We start from the raw sequence: 21,780 nt of genomic DNA on the forward strand, positions 1-21,780 counted from the left end.
GGTCTCTCAGCTCGCGAACAGGGGCATGTCGCGGTGCAGGTGCCGTTCGGCGAGGACGTCCTGCAGCGGATCGGACAGTGCGGCGAGTTCGGTGGCCGCGGCGGCGGCCGTCGCGTCGCATAGCTCGGCGAGGCGGACCGTGCACGCCGCAATGGCGGCGGGATCCAGCGCCAGCAGCCGCTGCGCGGCCGTCGCCGCGCCGGTCAGCGTGGTGTAGACGACGACGCCCGCGATCTCCTCCGGCGTCACCGCGCAGACCGCCCCCACCACGCCGAAGACCGTCGACAGGTGCGGGCGCGCCCCCAGCTCGGTCCAATCGGCCTGTGGCCACAGCTGTTTGGCCAGGCGCAGCAGGCCACGCCCCTGTGCCCGGGAGGCGGCCCGGGCGGCGGGCGACGGCGTCCGGGCGTCGGCTTCGAGTTCGGCGCGCGCGGGCTCGAGCGCACCCGCGCACACCGCGGCGGCCAGGGAGGCGGCGATCAAGCCCGAGGTTTCCACCCGCCGGCGCAGATACAACTCGACGGTCGCCACGTCCCGCACCAGTCCGGACGCGACGGCTTCCTCGACGCCCCCGGAATGCACGTGCCCGCCGATCGGCAGGCGTGAATCCGCGAGGGCGAATAACAGCGCCGAATTCTCCGCGGACCTCTTGTGCACCGCACGATCCTATGCTTCGGCGTGTCGCCCCCGCGCGCCGGTCGGCACCTGGGCGGGTTCACCAGCACATGTGCGGCTCCGTACGAGCTACAACCGCCCGCGCCGGAAGGCTCGTTCCATGAACCGGGCGGCCTGCACGCGGCTGAGATTGCTCGCGGCCTGCATCGGCGCCTGCCACCACGGCGCGATGGCGCGCGGCCGGGACGTGACGGCGTGACAGATCAGGTCCGCGGCTTCGTCCACGGTCAGGCCCGGAATGCTGCTGAAGTCGGTGGGCGCGCTCATGCGGGTGTGCACCAGGGGCATGTAGATGGAGGTGGTGGTGACCCGGTCGACGGCGATCTCGGCGCCGACCGTGCGCAGCCAGGTGTCGAAGGCCCCCTTCGAGGCGCCGTAGGCCGCCCAGCGCGGCGTCGGCGGCATGAGCAGGCCCCAGGTGGAGACGTTGACGATGTGCCCCTGCTTACGCGCGCGCATGTGCGGCAGCAGGGCCAGCAGCAGCCGGACCGGACCGAGGTAGTTGATGTCCATGGTGCGGGTGAAGTCGTGGAAGCGGTCGTAGGACTCATCGATCGGCCGGCGGATCGACTTGCCCGCGTTGTTCACCACGACGTCGATGTGGCCGTGCTCGGCCAGCACGCGCTGGGCGAGTTGCTCGGTCGCGTCGAAGTCGGTCAGGTCGGCCTGGTAGGTGTGCGCGCGACCGCCGTCGGCGCGGATCTCGGCGGCGACCTGCGCCAGCTCGTCGGCGGACCGGGCGACCAGCAGGACCACCGCACCCGCCGCGCCGAGTTTGCGGGCACTGGCCTTGCCGATGCCGTGCGAGGCCCCGGTCACCAGCACGATGCGCCCGGAAACCGCGTCGCGCAGGGCTCTTTCGCGCGGGCGCGAGGTCGGATATAGCAGGCGGGTGGCGACCCGTTCGGCGAGCGGTCGCCCGTTGACAGGGGGCTGCGTCTCAGTCACGCGTCAAATGTATTGCGCCGTGCGTGTTTTTACCTGTCGCATCGGGTAGAAATCCGGCGGCGGCGGGGCTCCCGGCTACGGGAGGATCCGAGGATGACTTCATCGGGGCCCGAGGCGGGCCGTGTTTCTCCCGGCGCCTGGATCGCACGGGCCATCGCCGTGGTGCTGCTGGTGCCGTTGCGCCTGCTCTGGGAGGGCTTGAAGCTGATCGGGCGCGTGATCGCCGCCGCAGCGCGCTATTTCGTCGAAAACCTGCTGATCCCGGTCTCGACAATGGTGCGGTACTGGGTAATTCGCCCGCTCTGGCTGTTCGTCAAGAACCTTGTGTGGGGCTGGCTGGTACAGCAGGTGCTGTGGGGTCTGGTGCTCACCCCGGCCCTCGCGCTGATCCTGGACTTCATCCTGCGGCCGCTGCGCCGCGCCGTCGAGGAATGGCTGTGGCGGCGGGTGCTGCGGCCCGCCGCCGCCCGGCTGTGCCGATGGGTGCTGTATCCGGTCGGCAGGGCCGTCGTCTGGGCCGGGTATCAGCTCGCGCGGTGGCTCGTCCTCTGGCCGCTCGCCCAGCTGTGGCGCCGGATCCTGCGTCCGCTGTGGAAAGCCTTGCGCGCCACCGTGGTCTACGCCTGGCGCGTCGTCGGCGTGCTCGTGGTCATCCCGTGCCGTTTCCTCCACCGCACGGTGCTGGGCCCGATGTTCCGCGCCTTCGCCCTCGCGTGGCGCGCCGCCGTGGTGCGGCCGGTGCGCCGGCTGCACGCCACGGTGATCGTTCCGATGAACCGCTGGGCCGCGGAGGTGCTGAACTCGGTCTTCGGCCGCTGATCAGTGCGCGTGCGAGTCGGTGAGAATGGTGTTCTGACGCAGCGCGAGCCGGGCCACCACGGCCATCGCGAGCAACACCAGTGCGCCCGCGGTGGTCGCGAAATGCATGCCGTCGACGAAGGATTCGCGAGCGCTCTCGGCGAGCGCCGTGTCGTCACCCGCCCGCTGCAGGGTTTCACCGAGCGTGTCGGCGTAATCGCCGCCGCTGCGGAACACCAGTGCCGCCAGCGATCCCAGCAGCGACAGGCCCAGCGCGTTGCCGAGTTCGAAACTGGTCTCGGAGATGCCGACCGCCGAACCCGCGCGCTCCGGCGGCACCGAGGACACCGCCACATCCGACACCAGCGTGAACGCCAGTCCGTAGCCGACGCCGGCGATGGTGGAGCCCGCGACATACCAGCCGACGCCGCCGTGCACCCCGACCCCGAGCAACATCAGGTTGCCCAGCGCCGCCAGCAGCAGCGCCAGCACGAACGTCGAGCGCACGCCGATCTGGCGGCCCAGCCGCGCGCCGGTCATGGACACGACGAACACCGCGACCGCGCTCGGGATGCCGAGCAGCGCCGCGGCCAGCGCGTCGCGTCCGGTCACCGACTGCAAGTACATGCTGGTCAGATAGCCCATGGCGGCCAGCGCCATCATGCCGGTCAGGCTGGAGCCGATCGCGACGCTGAACGCCGGCCGGGTGAACAGCTTCAGGTCCAGCAGCGGTTCGGCCAGATGCCGCTGCCGCCGCAGGAATAGCGTCAGCAGCGTCGCGCCGATCAGCGCCAGAACCAGCGCCTCGGCATCGATGCCCTCGGCCGCGGCGTGCTTGACCGCGTAGATCAGCGGCAGGATGCCGCCGATCGAGAGCACGACGCTGGGCAGGTCCAGCGGGCCGAGCGCCTCGGAGCGATGCTCGGGCAGCAGGAAGGGCCCGGCGACCAGCAGCACCAGCAGCACTGGCAGATTGATCAGGAACACCGACCCCCACCAGAAGTGGTGCAGCAGCAGCCCGCCGATGATCGGGCCGACCGCGGAGCCGCCGGCGAAGAACGCGGTCCACACGCCGATGGCCGCGGCGCGCCGCCGGGAGTCGGGGAACAGGCTGGAGATGAGCGCGAGGCTCGACGGCAGCAGGGTCGCGCCGCCGAGGCCCATCAGCGCGCGGGCGGCGATCAGCACCGCGGCGCTCGGCGCGAACGCCGCCAGCACCGAGGCGAGCCCGAACACGGCCGCGCCGGCCAGCAGAATGTTGCGCCGCCCGATGCGGTCGCCGAGGTTGCCCATGGTGATGAGCAGGCCCGCGATCATGAAGCCGTAGATGTCGAGGATCCACAGCGCCTGGGTGGCGGACGGATCGAGATCCACGGTCATGGTGGGCATGGCCAGGAACAGCACGGAGACGTCCATCGACACCAGCAGGACCGGGAGCAGCAGGACCGCCAATCCGAGCCACGCCCGCCGGGTGTCGGCGGGCGATTGCACCTGTGTCATCCAGAGTTCCTCTCACTGCTCGCGTACGGCGTACGCACGACCAAGGGTACAGTGTACGCATGCCACACCCGCATGGACAGGCAAACATAGGATGACCGAGCCGAAACTCACACAGCCCGCGATCGTGGACACCGCGATCGCCTTGGCCGACACCGAGGGCCTGGACGCGGTCTCGATGCGCCGCATCGCCGACCGGATGGGCGTCGGGGCGATGTCGCTGTATCGACACGTGGCCAGCAAAGACGAACTGATCGCGTTGATGACCGACGAGGTCGCCCGGCGCAACCCGTATCCGCCCACCGAGGGCATGAACTGGACCTGGCGCGATCGCGTCCGCATCGCCGCCGAGATCGACTGGGCGCTCTACCAGCAGCACCCCTGGGTGCTGCTCACCTTCGCCATGCCCCGCTACAGTTTCGGCCCGCACGGGCTGGCCTGCCTGGCCTGGCTGGTGGAGGGGTTCCGGGAGCTGGCGGTGAGCCCGCGCGAGGCGATGCAGATGTCGTTCTCGGTGTGGAACTTCATCTCCGGCGCGACCCTGCCGCACGTCAGCTCGGATCTGCTGGAGCGCAAGAAGATCCAGCCCGAGGAGAGCAACGGCCTGCGCGCGCTGCTGGAGGGCGCGCCGACCACGCCGGTGCCCGACGCCCTGGCCGACCTGGTCGGCGCCGGTGTCAGCGCGCTGACGCAGGAGGATCTGCTCTACGCCGGATTGGCCACCCTCTGTGACGGATTCGAGGCCCGGATCCGGCAGGCTTGACCCGAACCATCGTTGAGGTTGCAAGGTCGTGGGTATGCACGCGATCCAGCTCCACGCCTTCGGCCCCGCCGAGAACTTGCGCCTCGAGACCGTCCCCGATCCACAGCCCGGCCCCGGACAGGTGCGCATCGCGGTAGCGGCCGCGGGCGTCCACTTCGTCGACACCGCACTCCGGCAAGGGCTGCCCGGCCCCTACCCGGTGCCCGAGCTGCCCACCATTCCCGGCCGGGAGGTCGCCGGAATCGTGGAATCGCTGGGCCCGCAGACGGACCCGTCGTGGCTCGGCAAACACGTCGTCACCCACCTCGGCGCGGTTCCCGGCGGGTACGCGGCGCTCGCCGTCGCCGATTCGGCTCGGCTACACGAGATTCCGGCGAATCTGGACGCCGCCGAGGCCATCGCCATGATCGGCACGGGGCGCACCACCCTGGGCATCCTGCAGTTCGCCGACCTCGGGCCCGGCAGCGTGGCCCTGGTCACCGCCGCGGCGGGCGGCATCGGGACGCTGCTCGTGCAGGCCGCGGCGAACGCGGGCGCGTTCGTGATCGGCCTGGCGGGCGGGCCCGCGAAAACCGCGCGCGTCGCCGCGAACGGCGCCGATATAGCCCTCGACTATCTGCGGCCCGACTGGGCCGAGCGGCTCGGCGGACACCGGCCCACCGTCGTCTTCGACGCGGTCGGCGGCGACATCGCCCGTACCGCTGTCGATCTGCTCGGCAAAGGCGGACGCCACCTCGTCTACGGCTACGCCGACGGACCGCTGACCGTCACCGAGACCGAACAGAACGAGCGCGGAATCACCTCCGAGGTGGTGCTCGGCCCGGCGATGCTGCAACGGGTCGGCGGCGATATCCGGGTGCTGGAGACCCGGTCACTGGCCGAGGCCGCGGCCGGGCGGCTGCGGCCCGCGGTGCAGCGGTTCCCGCTCGCGGACGCGGCACGCGCCCACCACGCCCTGCAAACGCGGGGGACGATGGGCAAGGTGGTGCTGATCCCCTAGTCGAGCACGAGCGCGTAGGCGAACCCGTCCCAGCCCTTGGCGCCGACGGTCTGCAGCACGGTGGCATCCAGACGTGGTTCGGCGGAGAGCAATTCGACGACCTCGCGACTGCCCCGGATCGCCGGATCGGTGGACTCCGCGTCGGCCAGGCCGCCCGCGCGGACCACATTGTCGACGATGATCACCGAGCCGGGACGAGTCAGCCGCAGCGCCCACCGGACGTAGTTCGGATTGTTGACCTTGTCCGCGTCGAGGAACACCAGATCGAACGGCTCCGGATTCTCCTCGGCCAGCACCGGCAGGCTCTCGATAGCCGCGCCGACCCGGATCTCCACGCGCTCACCGACTCCGGCCCGATCCAGGTTCGCCCGCGCCACCTCGGCGTGGCGCGGCTCGTACTCCAGAGTCAGCACCTGCCCGGCCTTGCCGACCGCGCGCGCCAGCCACACCGTGCTGTAACCGCCGAGCGTGCCGATCTCGAGCACCCGCCGCACGCCCGCCGACCGCGCCAGCAGATACAGGAACTTGCCCTGGGGCGCGGACACGTCGATGGCGGGCAGTCCGGCCTTCGCGTTCTCGGCCAGCACCGCCGCCGTCTCCGGATCCCGCACCAGCTGATCCACCAGGTAGTCGTCGACCTCAGCCCACTCAGCACTTGTCATGGCAGCCAGTCTGCCACCGTTCGGGCGCGCTCGGCGGTGGCGCCGATCGCCACGATGTGGCCGGCGAAACTCGGCCACAGCTCGCGCGGCAGGCTGTGGCCCATCCCCTCGAATTCCACCAGCCGTGCGCCCGGAATCGCCTGCGCCGTCGCCCGACCGCCGCTGATATCGAAGACGCGGTCGGCGGTTCCGTGCAGCACCAGCGCGGGCACGTCCAGCGCCCGCAGCGCGGAAGTCCGGTCGCCGGAGGCCAGGACCGCGACCGCCTGGCGCATCATGCCGGAGAAGTCGATGCCGCGGTCGAAGACCCGGCCCGCGTGCTCGCGGACCGCCGCCTCGTCGAAGGCGAAGCCGGGTGAGCCGGAGGCGCGCTTGGTCAGCACCGACCAGTCCTGGTAGGCGGCCCGCTCCGCCGGCGGCGGGCCGACCGCGCCGAAGGCCGCCGGATCCGACTGTCCCACAGCGGGATCGCCGGTCGTCGACATGATCGAGGTGAGCGAGCGCACCCGGTCCGGATACTCGATCGCGATCGTCTGCGCGATCATGCCGCCCATCGACGCGCCGACCAGGTGCGCGCTGTCGATGCCCAGCGCGTCCAGTAGGCCTACGGTGTCGGCGGCCATGTCCGACAGCGTGTAGGCCGCCGTCGATACGTCACCCGCCATCGCCGCCGCGATGTCGGGCGGCGGGGCCGTGACGTGCGTCGACCGGCCCGTATCGCGGCTGTCGAAGCGGATCACCTGTAGGCCGCGCTCGAGCAGTTCCGCGCAGAAGCCGTCCGGCCAGTCGATCAGTTGCCCCGCCGCGCCCATGATCAGCAGGACCGGTGGCTTACCCGGGTCGCCCAGCCGCTCGTAGGCGATCTCGAGTTCCGCCGGGCCCACCCGCGTCGCCCTCTGTTCGGTCATCCGTCCTCGCCTTCCCCTGCGCCGCCGATACGGCTCAGAGCAGCGATTATGGACCCGCCCCGGGGCCTTGCGGCAAGCCCGCCGGGCCGGGTTATGGTGAAAGGGGCCGGAGATCCCCGGTGCGGCGCGGGGCCTGTGGCATATTCGCGGCCATGCGCCTGGGAATGCTCGTTCTCGCCGCCGCACTCGTCGCAATGCCGCTGACGGGATGTAGCGCGGACCAATCCGCCGCCGCCCCCGCGACCAGCACCGCCCCCGCCGCCCAGCAGTTCGAGATCGAGGTGGCGGCTCAGGAGGTGCCCTGCACCGGCGTCGCACCCATGCAGTGCCTGCAAGTGCGCAAAGATCCGCAGGCCGAATGGGAACTGCACTACTTCGGGATCGACGGATTCGACTACCAGCCCGGCTACACCTATCGGCTGCTCATCGAGGAGCGCCCGTGGGTCGATCCGCCCGCCGACGCGCCCTCGGTGACCTGGCGGCTGGTGCGGGTGCTCGACAAACAACTCGCGTCATGAGTTGTGCGAATCGGCCCCTCGGCACGGAATCGTTGGGTACTGTGCCGCAAAGCGGAACCAGCGCGTCTCACTTCCAGGGCGCTCGATGCGGAGTGGAGCAACACCATGAACAGCACACTGTCGGCGGCGCTGGCGGCAGCACTATTCTGCTCGGCCCCAATCGCTTTCGCGCCACCGGCCGCGGCGGCCGGAGCCGAGTACGTGGCACTCGGAGACTCCGGCGCCGCCACCACCGGCGTACAGAACTTCGACATCGGCGCACCGCTGCAATGCGCGCGGTCCACGGCGAACACACCGAAGCTGGTCGCCGCGGGACTCGGGCTGACCTTGGACGATCGAACCTGCAGCTCGGCCAAGATCAAAGACCTCACCACCTCCCAGGGCCCCGGCATCGCCCCCCAGTTCGACGCCCTGGGACCGAGCACCGCACTGGTCACCGTCCACATCGGCGCGAACGACACCAATGCGACGCGATACATCCTCGCCTGCCATTCCGCCGGCGCGCAGCAATGCGCCAACCCGGCATGGGATCCCGAGATCGACGCCATCGCCGGCGCGTATTCGGCCGCACTGCGCCAGATTTCGGTGCTCGCGCCCAACGCGAAGGTGTATGTCGACGGGTGGCCGCTCTACGTCCGTGACGGCGGCTGCCCCGAACTCGTCGGCCTCCGCCCGTCCGACGCGTCGACCGTGCAGCGCGCCTTCGATCGTCTGAACACCGTTGTCGCGGCCGGTGCGGCCGCAACCGGTGCCACCTATATCGATACGCGCTCCCGCTCGATCGGCCACGACATGTGCGCACCCGTCGGCGTCCGATGGTTCGACCCGATTCTCGCGACCGAAACCCTGGTCCCGTACCACCCCACCCCCACCGGGATGCGGGGCGTCGCTGATGTCATCCTCGACGCGGTCCGTCCGGCGCGCTGAGTCGTGCTCATCCCCTGACCTCCGGCGATTGCCTTGCGGTCGAGCGCTACTCGGCGGGCCGTAGGTCTGGTCGGTATGCGGCCCAGCCCCGGCTCGGCCGACATCCAGCTGCGGGGCTCGGCGATGCGCCGCTGCGCTCAGGCCCCCACCTGAAAGTTTCGCTACACCCGGGCTTGGTAGGCGGGGTCGGCTTCGGTGCGGTGCGCGTCCACGGTGATGGCGAGGATGCGGTCCAGATCGGCCTGGAGCAGGGGCCGGTCCGCTGGTGTGGCCTTGAGAGTGCCGCCGGTGCGGACCATGTAGCGGCCATCCGGGTAATCCATGATGTGGAAACCGCGGGACGGGGCGGGCCGTTTGTCCCAGGCCGGGCCCGCGTAGACGGCGACGTGGACGACCGCGCCGCGGGGGCGCTCGAAGAATCGAGCGGCGAGTTTCCGGGGTGAGACCGGGGCGTCGTCGTGGAAGCCGTGGAACGGGCCGTCCTCCTCGAGGTCGTGGCGCGAGACCTCGAGCCCCTCACCGCTGCCGCGAGCAGTGTTCGGCAATTGCGCCAGAATCCGGCGCGAAATCTCATGCGCCGGAACCGTGGTCATACGGACCCGGCCACCTCGATCCGGCACGTCGGTCGCTTCCTGAACAAGCAGCACCGCCTGCTGATAATGCACCGCCGCGTGCACACGCAACTTGATCCGGCCGAGCCGTCCCGCCACCTCGATCCGCGCCTCCGGCTCCGCCAGAACCTTGAGCGCACCGAACATCGTCTCGTCGAAATGCTTGTGCAGCGCGGCCGCCTCGGCCCGCCACGTCTTGTCGAAATCGGCGATGGTGTCCGCCGTCGACCGGTACTGCAACGGATACGGCAGCACATCGCGATCCGCCGCCCGCCACAGCACCTTGAACGCCAATGGCGTAAACGTCCAGTCCTGCTTACTCATTCGCCGATCACCGGCGGAACCGTTTTCACCCGATGCTCCGGATCCAGCCCGGTCAGAATCTCCCCGTTCTCCTGATTGATCAGGTACTCCTTCGTCTGATGCTCCTTGTCGTCCTCCCTCGTGCCCCGATTGGCCCCCACACCACCCATGCCCGGCATGCCGGAGGTACCGGCGCGGGTGGTGGCGGTTCGGTTCGCCCCCGAAGCGGCAACCGCAGAACCGGGAGCCCCCGAAACCGTCTTTCCCGCACCAGGATTACCACCGCCGGGCACACCGGTACCCGGCGCGCGGGATCCCGGCCCACTGGTACCCGGCGCACGGGAACCCGGCACGCCCGCACCCGGTACACCCGAATTCGGAACACCGGACCCCGGAACGCTCGCCCCCGGCCGCCCCGAACCTGGCACTTTCGCGCCCGGCTGCCCCGAGCCCGGCACGCTCGTGCCCGGGACACCCGAGCCCGGAACACCGGGAGCTGCCGAACCGGGCAGCCCCGAATTCGGTTTGAGCTCCGCGGCTTTCGGCGCATCAGCCGTGACCGGAACAGTCGAAGCGGGCGTCGTCGGCGCTTCGACCGCCGTCGGCTTCGTACCCGGATCGTCCGCACTCTGCGGCCCCGCACCAGGCTCCGTCTCCCCCGGCCGCGCCCCAGCCTCCGGCTCATCCGTCACCGCCGGCCGCACCGGACCACTATCCGGCACACCCGCACTCGGCCGAGCCGGCTCCTTCACCTCCGGCACATCGGCACTCTGCACCGGGTTATACGGCTTCGGCACCATCGGCACCTTGTCGTCAGCCTCTTTCACCGCCGGATAGAAGACATTCTTCACGACATTCGCCGCCGCCGACTGATACGACTCCTCACGATGATCGTTCAGCTTCCAAGTCGGACCCGGCACCCAGCTCGCGATATTGCTGGTCACCGTCGTATCGGGAGCTTCCTGCACGTTCGGCTTGGTGATATCGATTGCCGACCGCACCAGCTTCACCTTCTCCGAAACCAGCGCCACCGAATCAACCAGCGTGCTCGACTTCTTCACATACTCGGTGATGCCGGTAGCCGCCGAAGCAGCAGCCTCCCCTTGCCACTTGGACTCGATCGCCCTCGTCATCTCCAAGCCGAAAGCAACGAAACCGTCATTGAGCTTGTTGCGCAGCCCCTCCCAGCGATCGTGCAACATCTTGACCGCCGCCGGGTCCATTTTCTGCACCCGCGCGTAGAGGTCGTCCATCCCCTCCGGATCCTTGTAGGCGGATTCCGGCACCTTCGCCCCTTGGAAATCCAGGCCGCTGCCGCTCACCAGTTCCTGAATCCGATTCCGCGCCTGCGTAGCCTCAGGACTCGCGTCCTGCCCCACATCCGGCGGCCCCGACTTCGTCGACTCCCACAGCGCCGCCGCGATCCCGGCAAACAACAACCCCATAGAAATCCCCCCGATCAGTTCAGCAACTCGTCTTGGACACCCGCATTAGCCTTGTCTTGCGCCTCGTACTTGTCGACAGAGACCTGAATCGTGTCCCGAATAAGTTTCAGGACTTCGATGTGCTCCTTCAAGGCGGTGTTGACGTCTCCATCGCCGCCAATTGCTTTAGCACCCAACATTTTCGCGAGTTCGTCGGCGCAGTCGAATTGCCCGAAGCCGGATACGACAGCCAGTCCTTGGAGATCCCTGATCAGTTCTTCGAACAGCTCGATCTGCTTGTTGCACGCGTCCCGACACTCGGTGGCAACGGATCTGTCCAGGTATAGGCGACCAGCTTTGGCCTCACCTGCGAGATGGCTCCATCGGGTCGCCTCTTCGTTGATCGTCATTGCCGACACTCCCCGTCAGCTCGGCCACAGCGGAACGAGCTGGGCGGCGGCCGCATCCGCTCGAACACAGGGCGCAACCTTGTTGTCGGACGAAACACGGTTCGAAACCATCACGCTGATGGAACCCTGCTTCGCAGGGAACACCAGATCACAGATCTCGTTTTCGGTGTCCGACTTCCGGTGATACTGGACGCCGCCTCGGCCACCAACCGTTACGTCTTTGAAGTCCGCGTTGTCTGGCTTCTGCTTGAACTCGTCGACCGTCCGAGCGGTGGAGAACACACTGAGATTGAAGTCGCTGTTATTCCAGTTGCAGACCTTCCACCCCGGCTCTTCGACACCAGCCACACCTGACTTCTTGGTCGAAGGTTCGACACCGATCTGCTTCAAGACCGCGTCCGTGACCTGCGTGCACGGATCCCACAGGGCCGCAGCAGCGCCGGAGGTCGCCCCGGTACTGGGCTCGGGCTTTCCGTCGGTCTTCGTCTGACACCCGGAAACCAGGAGCACCACTCCGGCCAGCGCCGCCACCGTCGCTGTCGTCCGTCGTCCCACCATGCCTCCAGTCGTGGGGTTCAAAGTCGTCTCATAGTTTAGGACGCGCTCCGGCTCAGGCCGGTTCCGTCGGATCACTCCAGCCAGGACTTTCGCTGGAAGTAGAGGTCGTCTTCGTCCGGCTCGTCGGGGGTGACCATCAGGTCGCGGTCAGGCTTGCGGGCACCGGGTTCCGGTGGTGGTGGGGTGTAGGTGGCGGGTTCGGGTTGGTAGGTCTGGGGTTCCGGGGTGGTGGGCAGATCCAGGGGCGGGAGGCGGTTGGCGTACTGGCCGATGATGGCCTCGCCGGCCGGGTCGGTGCCGACGGTGTCGTGGACCAGGTCGGCGACCTGGGTGCGTAGTCGGGCTTGGGCGCGGCGGGTGCAGGCCATCAGTTCGGCGGCCAAGGCGCTGGGGTTCATGCCCTTGGACGCCGCGCCGAGGGTGATGTCGGTGGTGATGCCGTTCGCGTCGACGGTCACGCTGACGCGCTTGTCCGGGGAGGTCTCGGTGATCGATACCCCCGTCATGCGCGTGTGCAGGTCCTGGTACTGCTGCGCCTTGCGTTCCAGTTCCTCGGCCCACCGCCCCATATCCTCGGCGGCCTGCATTGGATCGTTTCCCACCACTTGCTGTCCCCTTCCACCCCGCGAACCCCACGCCGGTCGCGGCTGAGCCGTACCGACCCTACCGACCGAATTGCCCGGTCGGAACCGCAGACCGGCTTGCTCACCTGCGGTTTCGCCGCTTGACGATCGCTCGAACAGCCTAGGCCGCCGGCAACCGCCGCAAAATCTCCGTCAGCATCTCGGTATGCACACCCATCTGCTGCGTCAAGCCGTCCACTTGTTGCGTCAGGCCGTCCACCCGGTTTGTCAGGCCGTCCATTCGTAGCGTCAAGTCATCTACTCGGCGCGTCAAGCCATCCACCCTGTTCGTTAGGCCGTCAACCTGCTCCGCTAGCCCATCGAACCGCTGGGTCAGGCCATCCACGCGCTCGGTCAACCCATCAACCCGCTGCGCCAAACCATCCACACGCGCGGTCAGCCCATCGAACCGCTGAGTCAGACCGTCTACGCGCTCGGTCAACCCATCCAACCGCCGCGTATGACCATCCAGAGTCTCGGTGATCTCCTCCAGCTGCTTCGCATGCCTCTCCAGCAGCAGCGTGTGCACCCCTTGCGTTGCTCTGATCTCCGTGAGATCCGCGTGCACGAGCCCGAACTCGTCGATCACCCGATGATGGTTGCTCGTCATGCGCCTGCGTAGGCCGGGGATATCGGCGCGGGTGAAGTGGCATGTCATCGGATCCCCCTTCGGCTACTTTCGTGAGTCGAACAGGAGAGCGACGCTACACCCATAGCTGGTGCGTATCAATAGCTTTCAGAAGAGGAAGTAGCGCTGGGCCATGGGGAGTTCGGTGGCGGGCTGTTCGGTCCAGACTTCGCCGTCGATGCGGACGGTGAAGGTGTCGGGGTCGACCTCGATGTGCGGCATGGCGTCGTTGTGGGGCATGTCGGTTTTGGTGACGGAGCGGACGTCCTTGACCGGCACCAGTTTCCGGCGCAGGTTCAGCCGCTCGGCGAGACCGTCCTCGAGGGCGTGTTCGGAGACGAAGTGCAGGGAGGTGGCGGCCGCGGCGACCGGGGCCGCGCCGAACATGGGGCGCGGGAGCACGGGTTGCGGGGTGGGTATGGAGGCGTTGGCGTCGCCCATGGCGGCCCAGGCGATCATGCCGCCCTTGAGTACCGCGTGCGGGCGGACGCCGAAGAAGGCGGGTTCCCAGAGCACGAGGTCGGCGAGCTTGCCGACTTCGACGGAGCCGACTTCGTGGTCGAGACCGTGCGCGACGGCGGGCGCGATGGTGTATTTCGAGATGTAGCGCTGCACGCGGGCGTTGTCGGCCGCGTTGTCACCGGGCAGGGCGCCCCGGCGCTTCTTCATGACGTGCGCGGTCTGCCAGGTGCGCATCACCACTTCGCCGATGCGGCCCATGGCCTGGGAGTCGCTGCCGATCATGGAGATCGCGCCGAGGTCGTGCAGCAGGTCCTCGGCGGCGATGGTGGAGGGCCGGATGCGGCTCTCGGCGAAGGCCAGGTCCTCGGGGATGGCGGCGCTGAGGTGATGGCACACCATGAGCATGTCGAGGTGCTCGTCGAGTGTGTTGACGGTGTGCGGGCGGGTCGGGTTGGTGGAGCTGGGCAGCACGTTGGGATAGGAAGCGACGGTGATGATGTCGGGCGCGTGGCCGCCGCCCGCGCCTTCGGTGTGATAGGCGTGGATGCCCCGGCCGGCGATCGCCCCGAGGGTGTCCTCGACGAACCCGGCCTCGTTGAGTGTGTCGGAGTGCAGCGCCACCTGGACGCCGCTGGCGTCGGCCACCCGCAGGCAGGCGTCGATGGCGGCCGGGGTGGAGCCCCAGTCCTCGTGCAGCTTGAATCCGGCCGCGCCGCCGCGCAATTGCTCCCACATGGACTCGGCGCTGACCGTGTTGCCCTTGCCGAGCAGCACGATGTTCATCGGCCAGCTGTCGAGGGCTTCCAGCATCCGGGCCAGGTGCCAGGAGCCGGGCGTGACGGTGGTGGCCTTGGAGCCTTCGGCGGGCCCCGTTCCGCCGCCGATCAGCGTGGTGATGCCGCCGCCGAGCGCCTCCTCCATCAGCTGCGGGCAGATGAAGTGCACGTGGCAGTCGATGGCGCCGGCGGTGACGATGCGGCCGTTGCCGGCGATGATCTCGGTGGACGGGCCCACCACCAGATCCGGATGCACGCCCGACATGGTGTCGGGGTTGCCGGCCTTGCCGATGCCGCAGATCCGGCCGTCCCGAATCCCGAGATCCGCCTTGATGATTCCCCAGTGGTCGACGATCACGACCCCGGTGATGACGGTGTCGGGCGCGCCGTCGGCGCGGGTCGCGCGGGATTGCCCCATCGATTCGCGCAGCACCTTGCCGCCGCCGAACACGGCTTCCTCACCGGCGAGACCCGGCCCGCCGGAACGGTCTTCGGTGATCTCGATCAGCAGATCGGTGTCCGCCAGGCGGATACGATCGCCGATGGTCGGCCCGAACAGCTCGGCGTACCGCGCCCGGTTCAGCTCGCTCATGTCCTACCTCGTCGAATCCAGGTGACCCGGCGGGGTCAGGCTGATGCCGTGCACTTCGCGGGCGCCGCCGATCGGCACCAGCGAAACGCGCTGCGCCAAGCCGGGTTCGAAGCGCACCGCGGTGCCGGCCGGAATGTCGAGCCGATGTCCGTGCGCGGCGGCGCGATCGAACTCCAGCGCCGCGTTGGACTGCGGGAAGTGCACGTGGCTGCCGACCTGCACCGGCCGGTCGCCGGTGTTGACGACGTCGAGCACGAGGCGCTCGGCGCCCGCGTTCAGCTCGATCACACCCTCGGCACAGAGGTATTCACCGGGAATCACGCGACTATCCGATCGGGTGGTGGACGGTGACGAGCTTGGTGCCGTCCGGGAAGGTGGCCTCGACCTGGACGTCGTGGATCATCTCGGGCACGCCGGTCATCACGTCGTCGCGGGTGAGCACGCCGCGCCCGGAGGACATGAGTTCGGCGACGGTGCGTCCGTCACGCGCACCCTCGAGCACATGGTCGGTGATCAGCGCGACCGCCTCGGGGTGGTTGAGCTTGAGCCCGCGAGCCTGCCGCCGCCGGGCGAGCTCGGCCGCGTAACTCAGCAGCAGGCGTTCCTGCTCGTGCGGCGACAAACGCATTCGGGCTCCTCACCGGGTCGCGGGACAGTTCGCCGGTCATTCTGGCACGACGCGCGTTACCTGCATGTTTCGTCGCAGGTGGGTCAGCTCCGCTTCGGCAGGTTCTGCAATCGCACCTGGCCGCGCGCGATCACGCGATCCTGCTCGTCGGTGACCACGACCTGCCACAGCTGCTGCAGGCGGCCGCGGTGCAGCGGGGTGGCCTCGGCGCTGAGGGTGCCGTCGCTGGCCGAGCGCAGGAAGTCGGTGTTGTTGTTGACCCCGACCACGTGGCCCTGGTCGCCGTACCAGAACTGTCCGCCGGTGCTGGCCAGTGATTCGATGACGGTGCACAGCACGCCGCCGTTCTGGATGCCCGCCGGCTGGAACAGGTGCGGCTTGACGACCCATTCGCCGCACACGCGATCCGGGCCGACCTCGGTGAAGCGCAACCCGATCAGATCGGTGAAGGTGCCCTCGCTGTATTTCGTCATCATCTCGGGGGTGAGTTCGGTGATCGAGGGCGTGGAGGCGGGCTGTTCTGTCATGCGGCTCAGCCTAAACCCGGGCTTTCGAGACACCACGCACGCCGTGCCTTCAAATACAGAGCGGCGGACTCCACCCAGTGGGTGGAGCCCGCCGCGGCAAGGAACGGGGGGTCAACCGCAGCCCTCGGGACCCCAACTCGATCCGAACGCCGTGATCGAGTATAGGTCAGGCTTACCTAACTAGGCAAGTGCGGCGGAGCGGGAATCCGCGATCCTCCAGCGCGAGCAACAGCCCCTGCCCGTGCCGGGCCGCCTCGACCGGGCTGGTACGGGCGAGTTCGGGCACGTAAGTGCTTGCCCCCACAATGGATTCACCCACCAGCGCCCAGAACCGGCGCGCACCCAGCCCGGCACACCGCGCCAGCGTGTGCTGGATCGACGTCAGCGAGGAGGCACAGCGATGCGCGAGCCACACGTACATGGCCTGCTCGCACGGGAACGTCACCACGCCGGGCTCCCCCGCCAGCGGGTCGCCGTCGAGCACGCGAATCGTGATGTCCGTCAAGCCCGCCCAGTCGATGCCGCCGTCGTTGTCGTTGTGGATCCAGATGTTCTCCAGCCCGGGGTCCCAGGCCCGCCCCTCGGAGACGAGCAGCGCGCCGACCCGGCCGACCACCGCGTGGATCAGCGCCGTCGCAACGACTTCCGCCGCGGTGTCGGCGCTGATCATCTCCGCGGCGTGCCGCCGGTACATCAGTTCGATGCGGCCCTCACCGAGTCCGCTGGACAGCTTCCACCAGCGCCGCTTGCCCTGTTCGGCCATGTCGGCGACCGCGTAGACCCGGGGATGCTCGGGCTGCAGCGCGCGCAGTCGGGTACAGGCGCGGTCGAATGGCTGCTGCGAGCGGATGGTCATGGGCTCGAGCATCGAACCTCCTCGGGGTCGGCTCCGTTGTCAGTCGCCACCGAACATAGGTTAGCCTTACCAGACCTAGCAAGCTCGAATGTTGAATTGGTCAGGAGAAGTTCGGCGCAGTGACACCTCTCGGCACGATCAGGCGACGCCGCCTGATCGGACTTCTCCTCGGCGCCGCCCTGCTCGTGCTCGCGGTGCTCGCCAGCATGGCCATCGGCACCCGGGCGCTCGCGCCCGGAACGGTTTTCGGCGCGCTCGACCACGCGCTCGGCTGCGCCGGCGGACCGTTCCGCTGCCCGGCCGAATCGACGGCGGAGGAGATCGTGCGCGAACTCCGCCTGCCCCGCACCGCGCTCGCGCTGATCTGCGGCCTGGCCCTGGGCATCACCGGCGCGCTGATCCAGGGCTACACCCGCAACCCGCTCAGCGACGCGGGCCTGCTCGGCTTGAACTCCGGCGCGGCGTTCCTCGCCGCGCTCAGCATCTTCCTGTTCGGCCTCACCGCGCCCGAGCACTACATCTGGTTCGCCTTCGCGGGCGCGCTCCTCGCGGGCCTGGTGGTCTTCGGCGCGTCCTCGGTCGGCGGCGGCAAGGCCAGTCCGCTGAGCCTGGTGCTGGCCGGGGCGGCGGTGGCCGCGTTCCTGCAGGCGATGACGAACGCCGTTGTGCTGATGGACGCCACGGCACTGGACACCTACCGGTTCTGGGTGGTCGGCGACGTGGCCGGCCGCGACGCCGAGGTCTTCTGGCAGGTGCTGCCGTTCCTCGCCGTCGGCCTGCTGCTCGCGCTCGCCGCGGGCCCCGGCCTGAACCTGCTCTCCCTCGGCGACGACGTCGCCCGCGGGCTCGGCGTGCACATCGGCCGCAGCCGCGCGCTCGGCCTGGCCGCGATCGTGCTGCTGTGCGGCGCGGCCACCGCCGCGGTCGGGCCGATCGTGTTCCTCGGACTGATCGTCCCGCATCTCGCGCGGGTCATCACCGGACCCGACTACCGCTGGCTGATCCCCTATTCCGGTCTGTTCGGCGCGCTGTTGCTCCTGCTAGCCGACATCGCGGGCCGGGTGGTGAACCGGCCGGGCGAGTTGCAGGTCGGCGTCATGCTCGCCGCCATCGGCGCGCCGTTCTTCATCGCCTATGTGCGCCGCCGGAAGCTGGTGAGCCTGTGACCGCCCTGGAAGAACCTGTGCTGCACAAGGTCCGGCCCGCCCTGCGGGTCGGACCCGTGTCGCTGGTGTGGCGTCCGGCGATGCTCGCGACCGTCCTGGTCCTGACGGCGCTGCTGGCCCTGGCGTTCTGCTGGGATGTCGCACAGGGCGATTCCCAGATTCCGCTCGCCCGGGTACTCGACGTCCTCACCGGCGGCGGCACCCGCTCGCAGCGCTACATCATCCTGGAATCGCGCCTGCCGCGCGCGCTCACCGCGGTGCTCGTCGGCGCCGCGCTCGGCCTGGCCGGCGCGCTCACCCAGTCCATCCTGCACAACCCGCTGGCCAGCCCCGACATGCTCGGCATCACCACCGGCGCCAGCGTCGGCGCGGTCGCGGTGATCGTCGGCACCGGCGCGACAACGGGTTTCGCGGCCTCGGTCGGGGCCCCACTGGCCGCGCTCGCCGCGGGCCTGCTCACCGCGACGCTGATCTATCTGCTCGCCTGGGGCCGCAGCCGGACCGGGGAGAGCGGCGCGACCGGCCTGCGGCTGGTGCTGATCGGCATCGGCGTCAACGCGGTGATGGCCGCGTTGCTCAGCTGGCTGGTGGCGCGCGCGTCGCTGGTCGACGCGATGCGCGCCCAGCAGTGGCTGACCGGGTCGCTCAACGCCGTCGACCAATCCAAGCTGCTCCCGACCGCGCTCGCGCTCGGCGCGGTTATCGTCGTAGCCGTGGTCTCGGCGCGCACGCTCGCCGCGCTGCGCCTGGGTACCGACACCACCCGGGTGCTCGGAGTGCGAATCCAATCCCAGCAGGCGCTACTGGTCGGCGCGGCCGTGGTCGCGGCCTCGGTGGCGACGGCCGCGGTCGGCCCGATCTCCTTCGTGGCGCTGGCCGCGCCGCAGATCGCGCGCCGGCTGCTCCGCACGCCCGGCGAACCGCTGATCGGCTCCGCGCTGATCGGCGCGCTCAGCGTGGTGGGGGCGGATGTGGCCTCGCGCACGCTGTTTCCCGTCGACCTGCCCGCCGGAATCGTCACGGCCGCCTTCGGCGGACCGTTCCTGTTGTATCTGCTCGTGCGTATGAATCGGAAGGCGACCCTGTCATGACCACCGCGAAGGCCGAGCACCGACTAGCCGCCGAGAACGTCACCCTCGGATACGGCGACCGCGTCATCGTCGACGGCCTCGATCTCGAGATCCCCGCCGGCGTCGTCACCACCGTGATCGGACCGAACGGCTGCGGCAAGTCGACGCTGCTGCGCTCGCTCGGCCGTCTGCTCAAGCCGCAGCACGGTCAGGTCGTGCTGGACGGCAAGGCGATCTCGTCGATGAAGACCAAGGATGTCGCACGGGTGGTCGGTATGCTGCCGCAGACTCCGGTCGCGCCGGAGGGTTTGACCGTCGCCGATCTGGTGGCGCGCGGGCGGCACCCGCATCAGTCCTGGCTGCGGCAGTGGTCGGCGACCGACGAGGCCGAGGTGCTGACCGCGCTGGAGCAAACCGGTATAGCCGATCTGGCCGATCGCCCGCTGGACGAACTCTCCGGCGGGCAGCGCCAGCGCGCCTGGATCTCGATGGCGCTGGCGCAGGGCACCGACATCCTGCTGCTGGACGAGCCCACCACCTATCTCGATCTCGCGCACTCGCTCGAGGTGCTGGATCTGGTGGACCGGCTGCACGACGACATGGGCCGCACGGTGGTGATGGTGCTGCACGATCTGAACCTGGCCATCCGCTACAGCGATCAGCTGATCGTCATGCGCTCGGGGCGGATCATCGCCCAGGGGGCGCCGGCCGATATCATCAGTGCCGAATTGTTGCGGGAAGTGTTCGGGCTCAGCGCGACCGTGCTCGAGGATCCGGTGTCGGGGCGTCCCATGATCGTGCCGATCGGCACCCGGCATGTGCTCGCGTCCACCGACGCGCAGTGATACCGGCACTGCCCGACCGTGACGAATCCCACACAGCAATCGACTGGTTACGACATCGTGTAGTACGCAATTGCGTCGTTGAGTCCGTAAACTTGTGGGATGGCAGGACTTGGTGAACTCGAGAAAGCGGTCATGGACCAGCTGTGGTCCAGCGACGAACCGCAAACGGTACGGCAGGTGCACGAGGCATTGGCCGCACGTCGCGAGCTCGCCTACACCACGGTGATGACCGTGCTGCAGCGTCTGGCGAAGAAGAACCTGGTGGTTCAGCGCCGCGACGACCGGGCCCACCGGTACGCCCCCGTGCACACCCGCGACGAGCTGGTCGCGAGCCTGATGTTCGACGCGCTGCAGCAGGCGGAGGAAAAGGGCAGCCGCGCAGCGGCACTCGTGCACTTCGTCGAACAGGTCGGACGTGACGAAGCCGACGCGTTGCGCGAAGCACTCGCTAAGCTGGAGGACAACGAGGGGAAGTAGACTCCTCACGTCCAGGCCCCACAACGCAGTGAGCTGAGTCGATGAACGCAACCGCGCCGGTATTCGCCGGACTCGCATTGCTTCTCGCGGGGCCTGCTCCAGCTCTGCTCAGCCGCGCCACCTGGGTCTATCGGATTCCGCGCGCGGCGTTGGTGTTGTGGCAGGCCATCGCGCTCGCCGCCGTGCTCTCGGCCTTCGGGTCCGGGCTCGCCATCGCCTCCGAACTGCTGGTACCCGGCCCCGACGGCCGGCCCACCACCGCACCCACCCGCGAGATCGACGCGCTCGGCCTGCCGCTGTGGCTGGCCTACGTGACGGTGTTCGCGCTCACCCTGCTGGTCGGCGCGCGGCTCATCTTCTCCATCGTGCGGGTGGGCGTGCACACCCGGCGCCGGCGCAACCGGCACCGGATGCTGGTCGACCTGCTCGATCAGGGCGGGCTGCGCGGGGAGCAGTCGGCACGCACCGGCTCGCACCTGCGCGCCGCGGATATCCGGGTGCTCGCCGCCACCGAGCCGATCGCCTACTGCCTGCCCGGCCTGCGGCAGCGCGTGGTGCTCAGCGAGGGCACGCTGACCAATCTCGACGACGCCGAGGTCACCGCGATCGTCAGCCACGAGCGCTCGCACCTGCGCGCCCGCCACGACCTGGTGCTCGAGGCGTTCACCGCGGTGCACGAGGCGTTTCCGCGGGTCGTGCGGTCCAAGGCCGCGCTCGGCTCGGTGAAACTGCTCATCGAACTGCTCGCCGACGACTCCGCGGTCAAGGTCACCGGCCCCAAGCCGCTGGCCCGCGCGCTGGTGGCCTGCGCGAAATCGACCGCACCGCAGGGCGCGCTCGCCGCGGGCGGGCCCACCACGCTGATCCGGATCCAGCGTTTGAGCGGTCAGATCGGTGATCTCCGTCTCGCCTCGGCCGCCTACCTGGGCTCGGCCGCGATCCTGGTGGTGCCGACCCTCGCGGTCGCGGTACCCTGGCTGGTCGAGATCAGTCGGCTCTTCCGTAGCTGACTCGGGCTCGACCAGTTCGATCGGCTTTCCACGTTCGGCTGGACCGAGTACCCGCCGAACGACCCCCGATCTCTTATCGACCACGAGTGCCCCGAAAACGGCGCACCGTGCGGTGAAC

The 21,780-nt window shown here is 69.1% G+C and carries 26 protein-coding genes; 10 read left to right on the plus strand and 16 right to left on the minus strand.

Annotated elements, in window-relative coordinates; all coding sequences use genetic code 11:
- Positions 1-6 precede the first annotated feature (6 nt).
- The gene (locus AB0I43_RS28450) at positions 7-657 is read right to left on the minus strand and encodes an urease accessory UreF family protein (RefSeq protein WP_356980690.1); all 651 of its coding nucleotides are present in this window, start codon (positions 655-657) and stop codon (positions 7-9) included.
- 87 nt (positions 658-744) lie between these two features.
- Positions 745-1,623 (minus strand): SDR family NAD(P)-dependent oxidoreductase, encoded by an 879-nt coding sequence (locus AB0I43_RS28455; protein WP_356980688.1) that lies wholly within the window; start codon positions 1,621-1,623, stop codon positions 745-747.
- Between the two features lie 93 nt (positions 1,624-1,716).
- Here AB0I43_RS28455 and AB0I43_RS28460 point away from each other — a divergent pair, with 93 nt between their 5' ends.
- On the plus strand, positions 1,717-2,442 hold the full coding sequence (locus AB0I43_RS28460) for a hypothetical protein (RefSeq protein ID WP_356980687.1): 726 nt from the start codon (positions 1,717-1,719) through the stop codon (positions 2,440-2,442).
- Here the strand turns inward: AB0I43_RS28460 and AB0I43_RS28465 are convergent, their stop codons facing one another.
- Complete coding sequence (locus AB0I43_RS28465; protein ID WP_356980685.1) at positions 2,443-3,921, minus strand: MFS transporter; 1,479 nt, start codon at positions 3,919-3,921, stop codon at positions 2,443-2,445.
- Positions 3,922-4,012: 91 nt separating this feature from the next.
- On the opposite strand from AB0I43_RS28465, the gene AB0I43_RS28470 reads away from it, so the two are divergent.
- A complete protein-coding gene (locus tag AB0I43_RS28470) occupies positions 4,013-4,681 on the plus strand; it encodes a helix-turn-helix domain-containing protein (RefSeq protein ID WP_356980683.1) in 669 nt (222 codons plus the stop codon).
- Positions 4,682-4,715: 34 nt separating this feature from the next.
- Complete coding sequence (locus AB0I43_RS28475) at positions 4,716-5,681, plus strand: zinc-binding dehydrogenase (protein WP_356980700.1); 966 nt, start codon at positions 4,716-4,718, stop codon at positions 5,679-5,681.
- Here AB0I43_RS28475 and AB0I43_RS28480 read toward each other — a convergent pair.
- On the minus strand, positions 5,678-6,343 hold the full coding sequence (locus tag AB0I43_RS28480) for an O-methyltransferase (protein WP_356980682.1): 666 nt from the start codon (positions 6,341-6,343) through the stop codon (positions 5,678-5,680). The two genes, AB0I43_RS28475 and AB0I43_RS28480, sit on opposite strands and share 4 nt — an antisense overlap.
- Positions 6,340-7,251, minus strand: a complete 912-nt coding sequence (locus AB0I43_RS28485; RefSeq protein ID WP_356980681.1) for an alpha/beta hydrolase — start codon at positions 7,249-7,251, stop codon at positions 6,340-6,342. The genes AB0I43_RS28480 and AB0I43_RS28485 overlap by 4 nt, the downstream gene beginning before the upstream one ends.
- Positions 7,252-7,403: 152 nt before the next feature.
- Here AB0I43_RS28485 and AB0I43_RS28490 point away from each other — a divergent pair, with 152 nt between their 5' ends.
- Both AB0I43_RS28490 and AB0I43_RS28495 read left to right on the plus strand, forming a co-directional pair.
- Positions 7,404-7,769, plus strand: coding sequence for a DUF4377 domain-containing protein (locus tag AB0I43_RS28490; RefSeq protein WP_356980679.1), 366 nt, complete (start codon positions 7,404-7,406; stop codon positions 7,767-7,769).
- 105 nt (positions 7,770-7,874) lie between these two features.
- Complete coding sequence (locus tag AB0I43_RS28495) at positions 7,875-8,696, plus strand: SGNH/GDSL hydrolase family protein (RefSeq protein WP_356980678.1); 822 nt, start codon at positions 7,875-7,877, stop codon at positions 8,694-8,696.
- Positions 8,697-8,857: 161 nt separating this feature from the next.
- Here AB0I43_RS28495 and AB0I43_RS28500 read toward each other — a convergent pair whose 3' ends face one another.
- The 11 genes from AB0I43_RS28500 to AB0I43_RS28550 form a co-directional block, all read right to left on the minus strand.
- Positions 8,858-9,631, minus strand: coding sequence for an ESX secretion-associated protein EspG (locus AB0I43_RS28500; RefSeq protein ID WP_356980677.1), 774 nt, complete (start codon positions 9,629-9,631; stop codon positions 8,858-8,860).
- Positions 9,628-11,055, minus strand: a complete 1,428-nt coding sequence (locus tag AB0I43_RS28505) for a hypothetical protein (RefSeq protein ID WP_356980675.1) — start codon at positions 11,053-11,055, stop codon at positions 9,628-9,630. The genes AB0I43_RS28500 and AB0I43_RS28505 overlap by 4 nt, the downstream gene beginning before the upstream one ends.
- A 14-nt stretch (positions 11,056-11,069) precedes the next feature.
- Positions 11,070-11,444 (minus strand): hypothetical protein, encoded by a 375-nt coding sequence (locus AB0I43_RS28510; RefSeq protein ID WP_356980673.1) that lies wholly within the window; start codon positions 11,442-11,444, stop codon positions 11,070-11,072.
- A 15-nt stretch (positions 11,445-11,459) separates the two neighbouring features.
- Complete coding sequence (locus AB0I43_RS28515) at positions 11,460-11,975, minus strand: DUF3558 domain-containing protein (RefSeq protein ID WP_356980671.1); 516 nt, start codon at positions 11,973-11,975, stop codon at positions 11,460-11,462.
- A 98-nt stretch (positions 11,976-12,073) separates the two neighbouring features.
- Positions 12,074-12,604, minus strand: a complete 531-nt coding sequence (locus AB0I43_RS28520) for a YbaB/EbfC family nucleoid-associated protein (protein WP_356980669.1) — start codon at positions 12,602-12,604, stop codon at positions 12,074-12,076.
- Between the two features lie 142 nt (positions 12,605-12,746).
- On the minus strand, positions 12,747-13,214 hold the full coding sequence (locus tag AB0I43_RS28525) for a hypothetical protein (RefSeq protein ID WP_356980668.1): 468 nt from the start codon (positions 13,212-13,214) through the stop codon (positions 12,747-12,749).
- Positions 13,215-13,361: 147 nt separating this feature from the next.
- Positions 13,362-15,083, minus strand: coding sequence for an urease subunit alpha (locus AB0I43_RS28530; protein WP_356980667.1), 1,722 nt, complete (start codon positions 15,081-15,083; stop codon positions 13,362-13,364).
- 3 nt (positions 15,084-15,086) lie between these two features.
- On the minus strand, positions 15,087-15,404 hold the full coding sequence (locus tag AB0I43_RS28535) for an urease subunit beta (RefSeq protein WP_356980666.1): 318 nt from the start codon (positions 15,402-15,404) through the stop codon (positions 15,087-15,089).
- A gap of 4 nt (positions 15,405-15,408) precedes the next feature.
- Positions 15,409-15,711 (minus strand): urease subunit gamma, encoded by a 303-nt coding sequence (locus AB0I43_RS28540; protein ID WP_356980665.1) that lies wholly within the window; start codon positions 15,709-15,711, stop codon positions 15,409-15,411.
- Positions 15,712-15,794: 83 nt separating this feature from the next.
- A complete protein-coding gene (locus tag AB0I43_RS28545; RefSeq protein ID WP_356980699.1) occupies positions 15,795-16,187 on the minus strand; it encodes a PaaI family thioesterase in 393 nt (130 codons plus the stop codon).
- Positions 16,188-16,410: 223 nt separating this feature from the next.
- Positions 16,411-17,106: a hypothetical protein gene (locus AB0I43_RS28550; RefSeq protein WP_356980664.1), complete on the minus strand. Its 696-nt coding sequence runs from the start codon at positions 17,104-17,106 to the stop codon at positions 16,411-16,413.
- A gap of 107 nt (positions 17,107-17,213) precedes the next feature.
- Between AB0I43_RS28550 and AB0I43_RS28555 the strand changes: the two genes are divergently transcribed.
- The 5 genes from AB0I43_RS28555 (at position 17,214) to AB0I43_RS28575 (ending at position 21,662) form a co-directional block, all read left to right on the plus strand.
- Positions 17,214-18,260 (plus strand): iron chelate uptake ABC transporter family permease subunit, encoded by a 1,047-nt coding sequence (locus tag AB0I43_RS28555; protein WP_356980663.1) that lies wholly within the window; start codon positions 17,214-17,216, stop codon positions 18,258-18,260.
- An 80-nt stretch (positions 18,261-18,340) separates the two neighbouring features.
- A complete protein-coding gene (locus AB0I43_RS28560) occupies positions 18,341-19,351 on the plus strand; it encodes an iron chelate uptake ABC transporter family permease subunit (protein WP_356980697.1) in 1,011 nt (336 codons plus the stop codon).
- On the plus strand, positions 19,348-20,175 hold the full coding sequence (locus tag AB0I43_RS28565) for an ABC transporter ATP-binding protein (protein WP_356980662.1): 828 nt from the start codon (positions 19,348-19,350) through the stop codon (positions 20,173-20,175). The genes AB0I43_RS28560 and AB0I43_RS28565 overlap by 4 nt, the downstream gene beginning before the upstream one ends.
- A 99-nt stretch (positions 20,176-20,274) precedes the next feature.
- Positions 20,275-20,652, plus strand: coding sequence for a BlaI/MecI/CopY family transcriptional regulator (locus AB0I43_RS28570; RefSeq protein WP_356980661.1), 378 nt, complete (start codon positions 20,275-20,277; stop codon positions 20,650-20,652).
- 41 nt (positions 20,653-20,693) lie between these two features.
- Positions 20,694-21,662 (plus strand): M56 family metallopeptidase, encoded by a 969-nt coding sequence (locus AB0I43_RS28575; protein ID WP_356980659.1) that lies wholly within the window; start codon positions 20,694-20,696, stop codon positions 21,660-21,662.
- Positions 21,663-21,780 lie beyond the last annotated feature (118 nt).

It is taken from the genome of Nocardia sp. NPDC050435, from assembly GCF_040655395.1.
In the GTDB taxonomy this organism is placed as follows: domain Bacteria; phylum Actinomycetota; class Actinomycetes; order Mycobacteriales; family Mycobacteriaceae; genus Nocardia.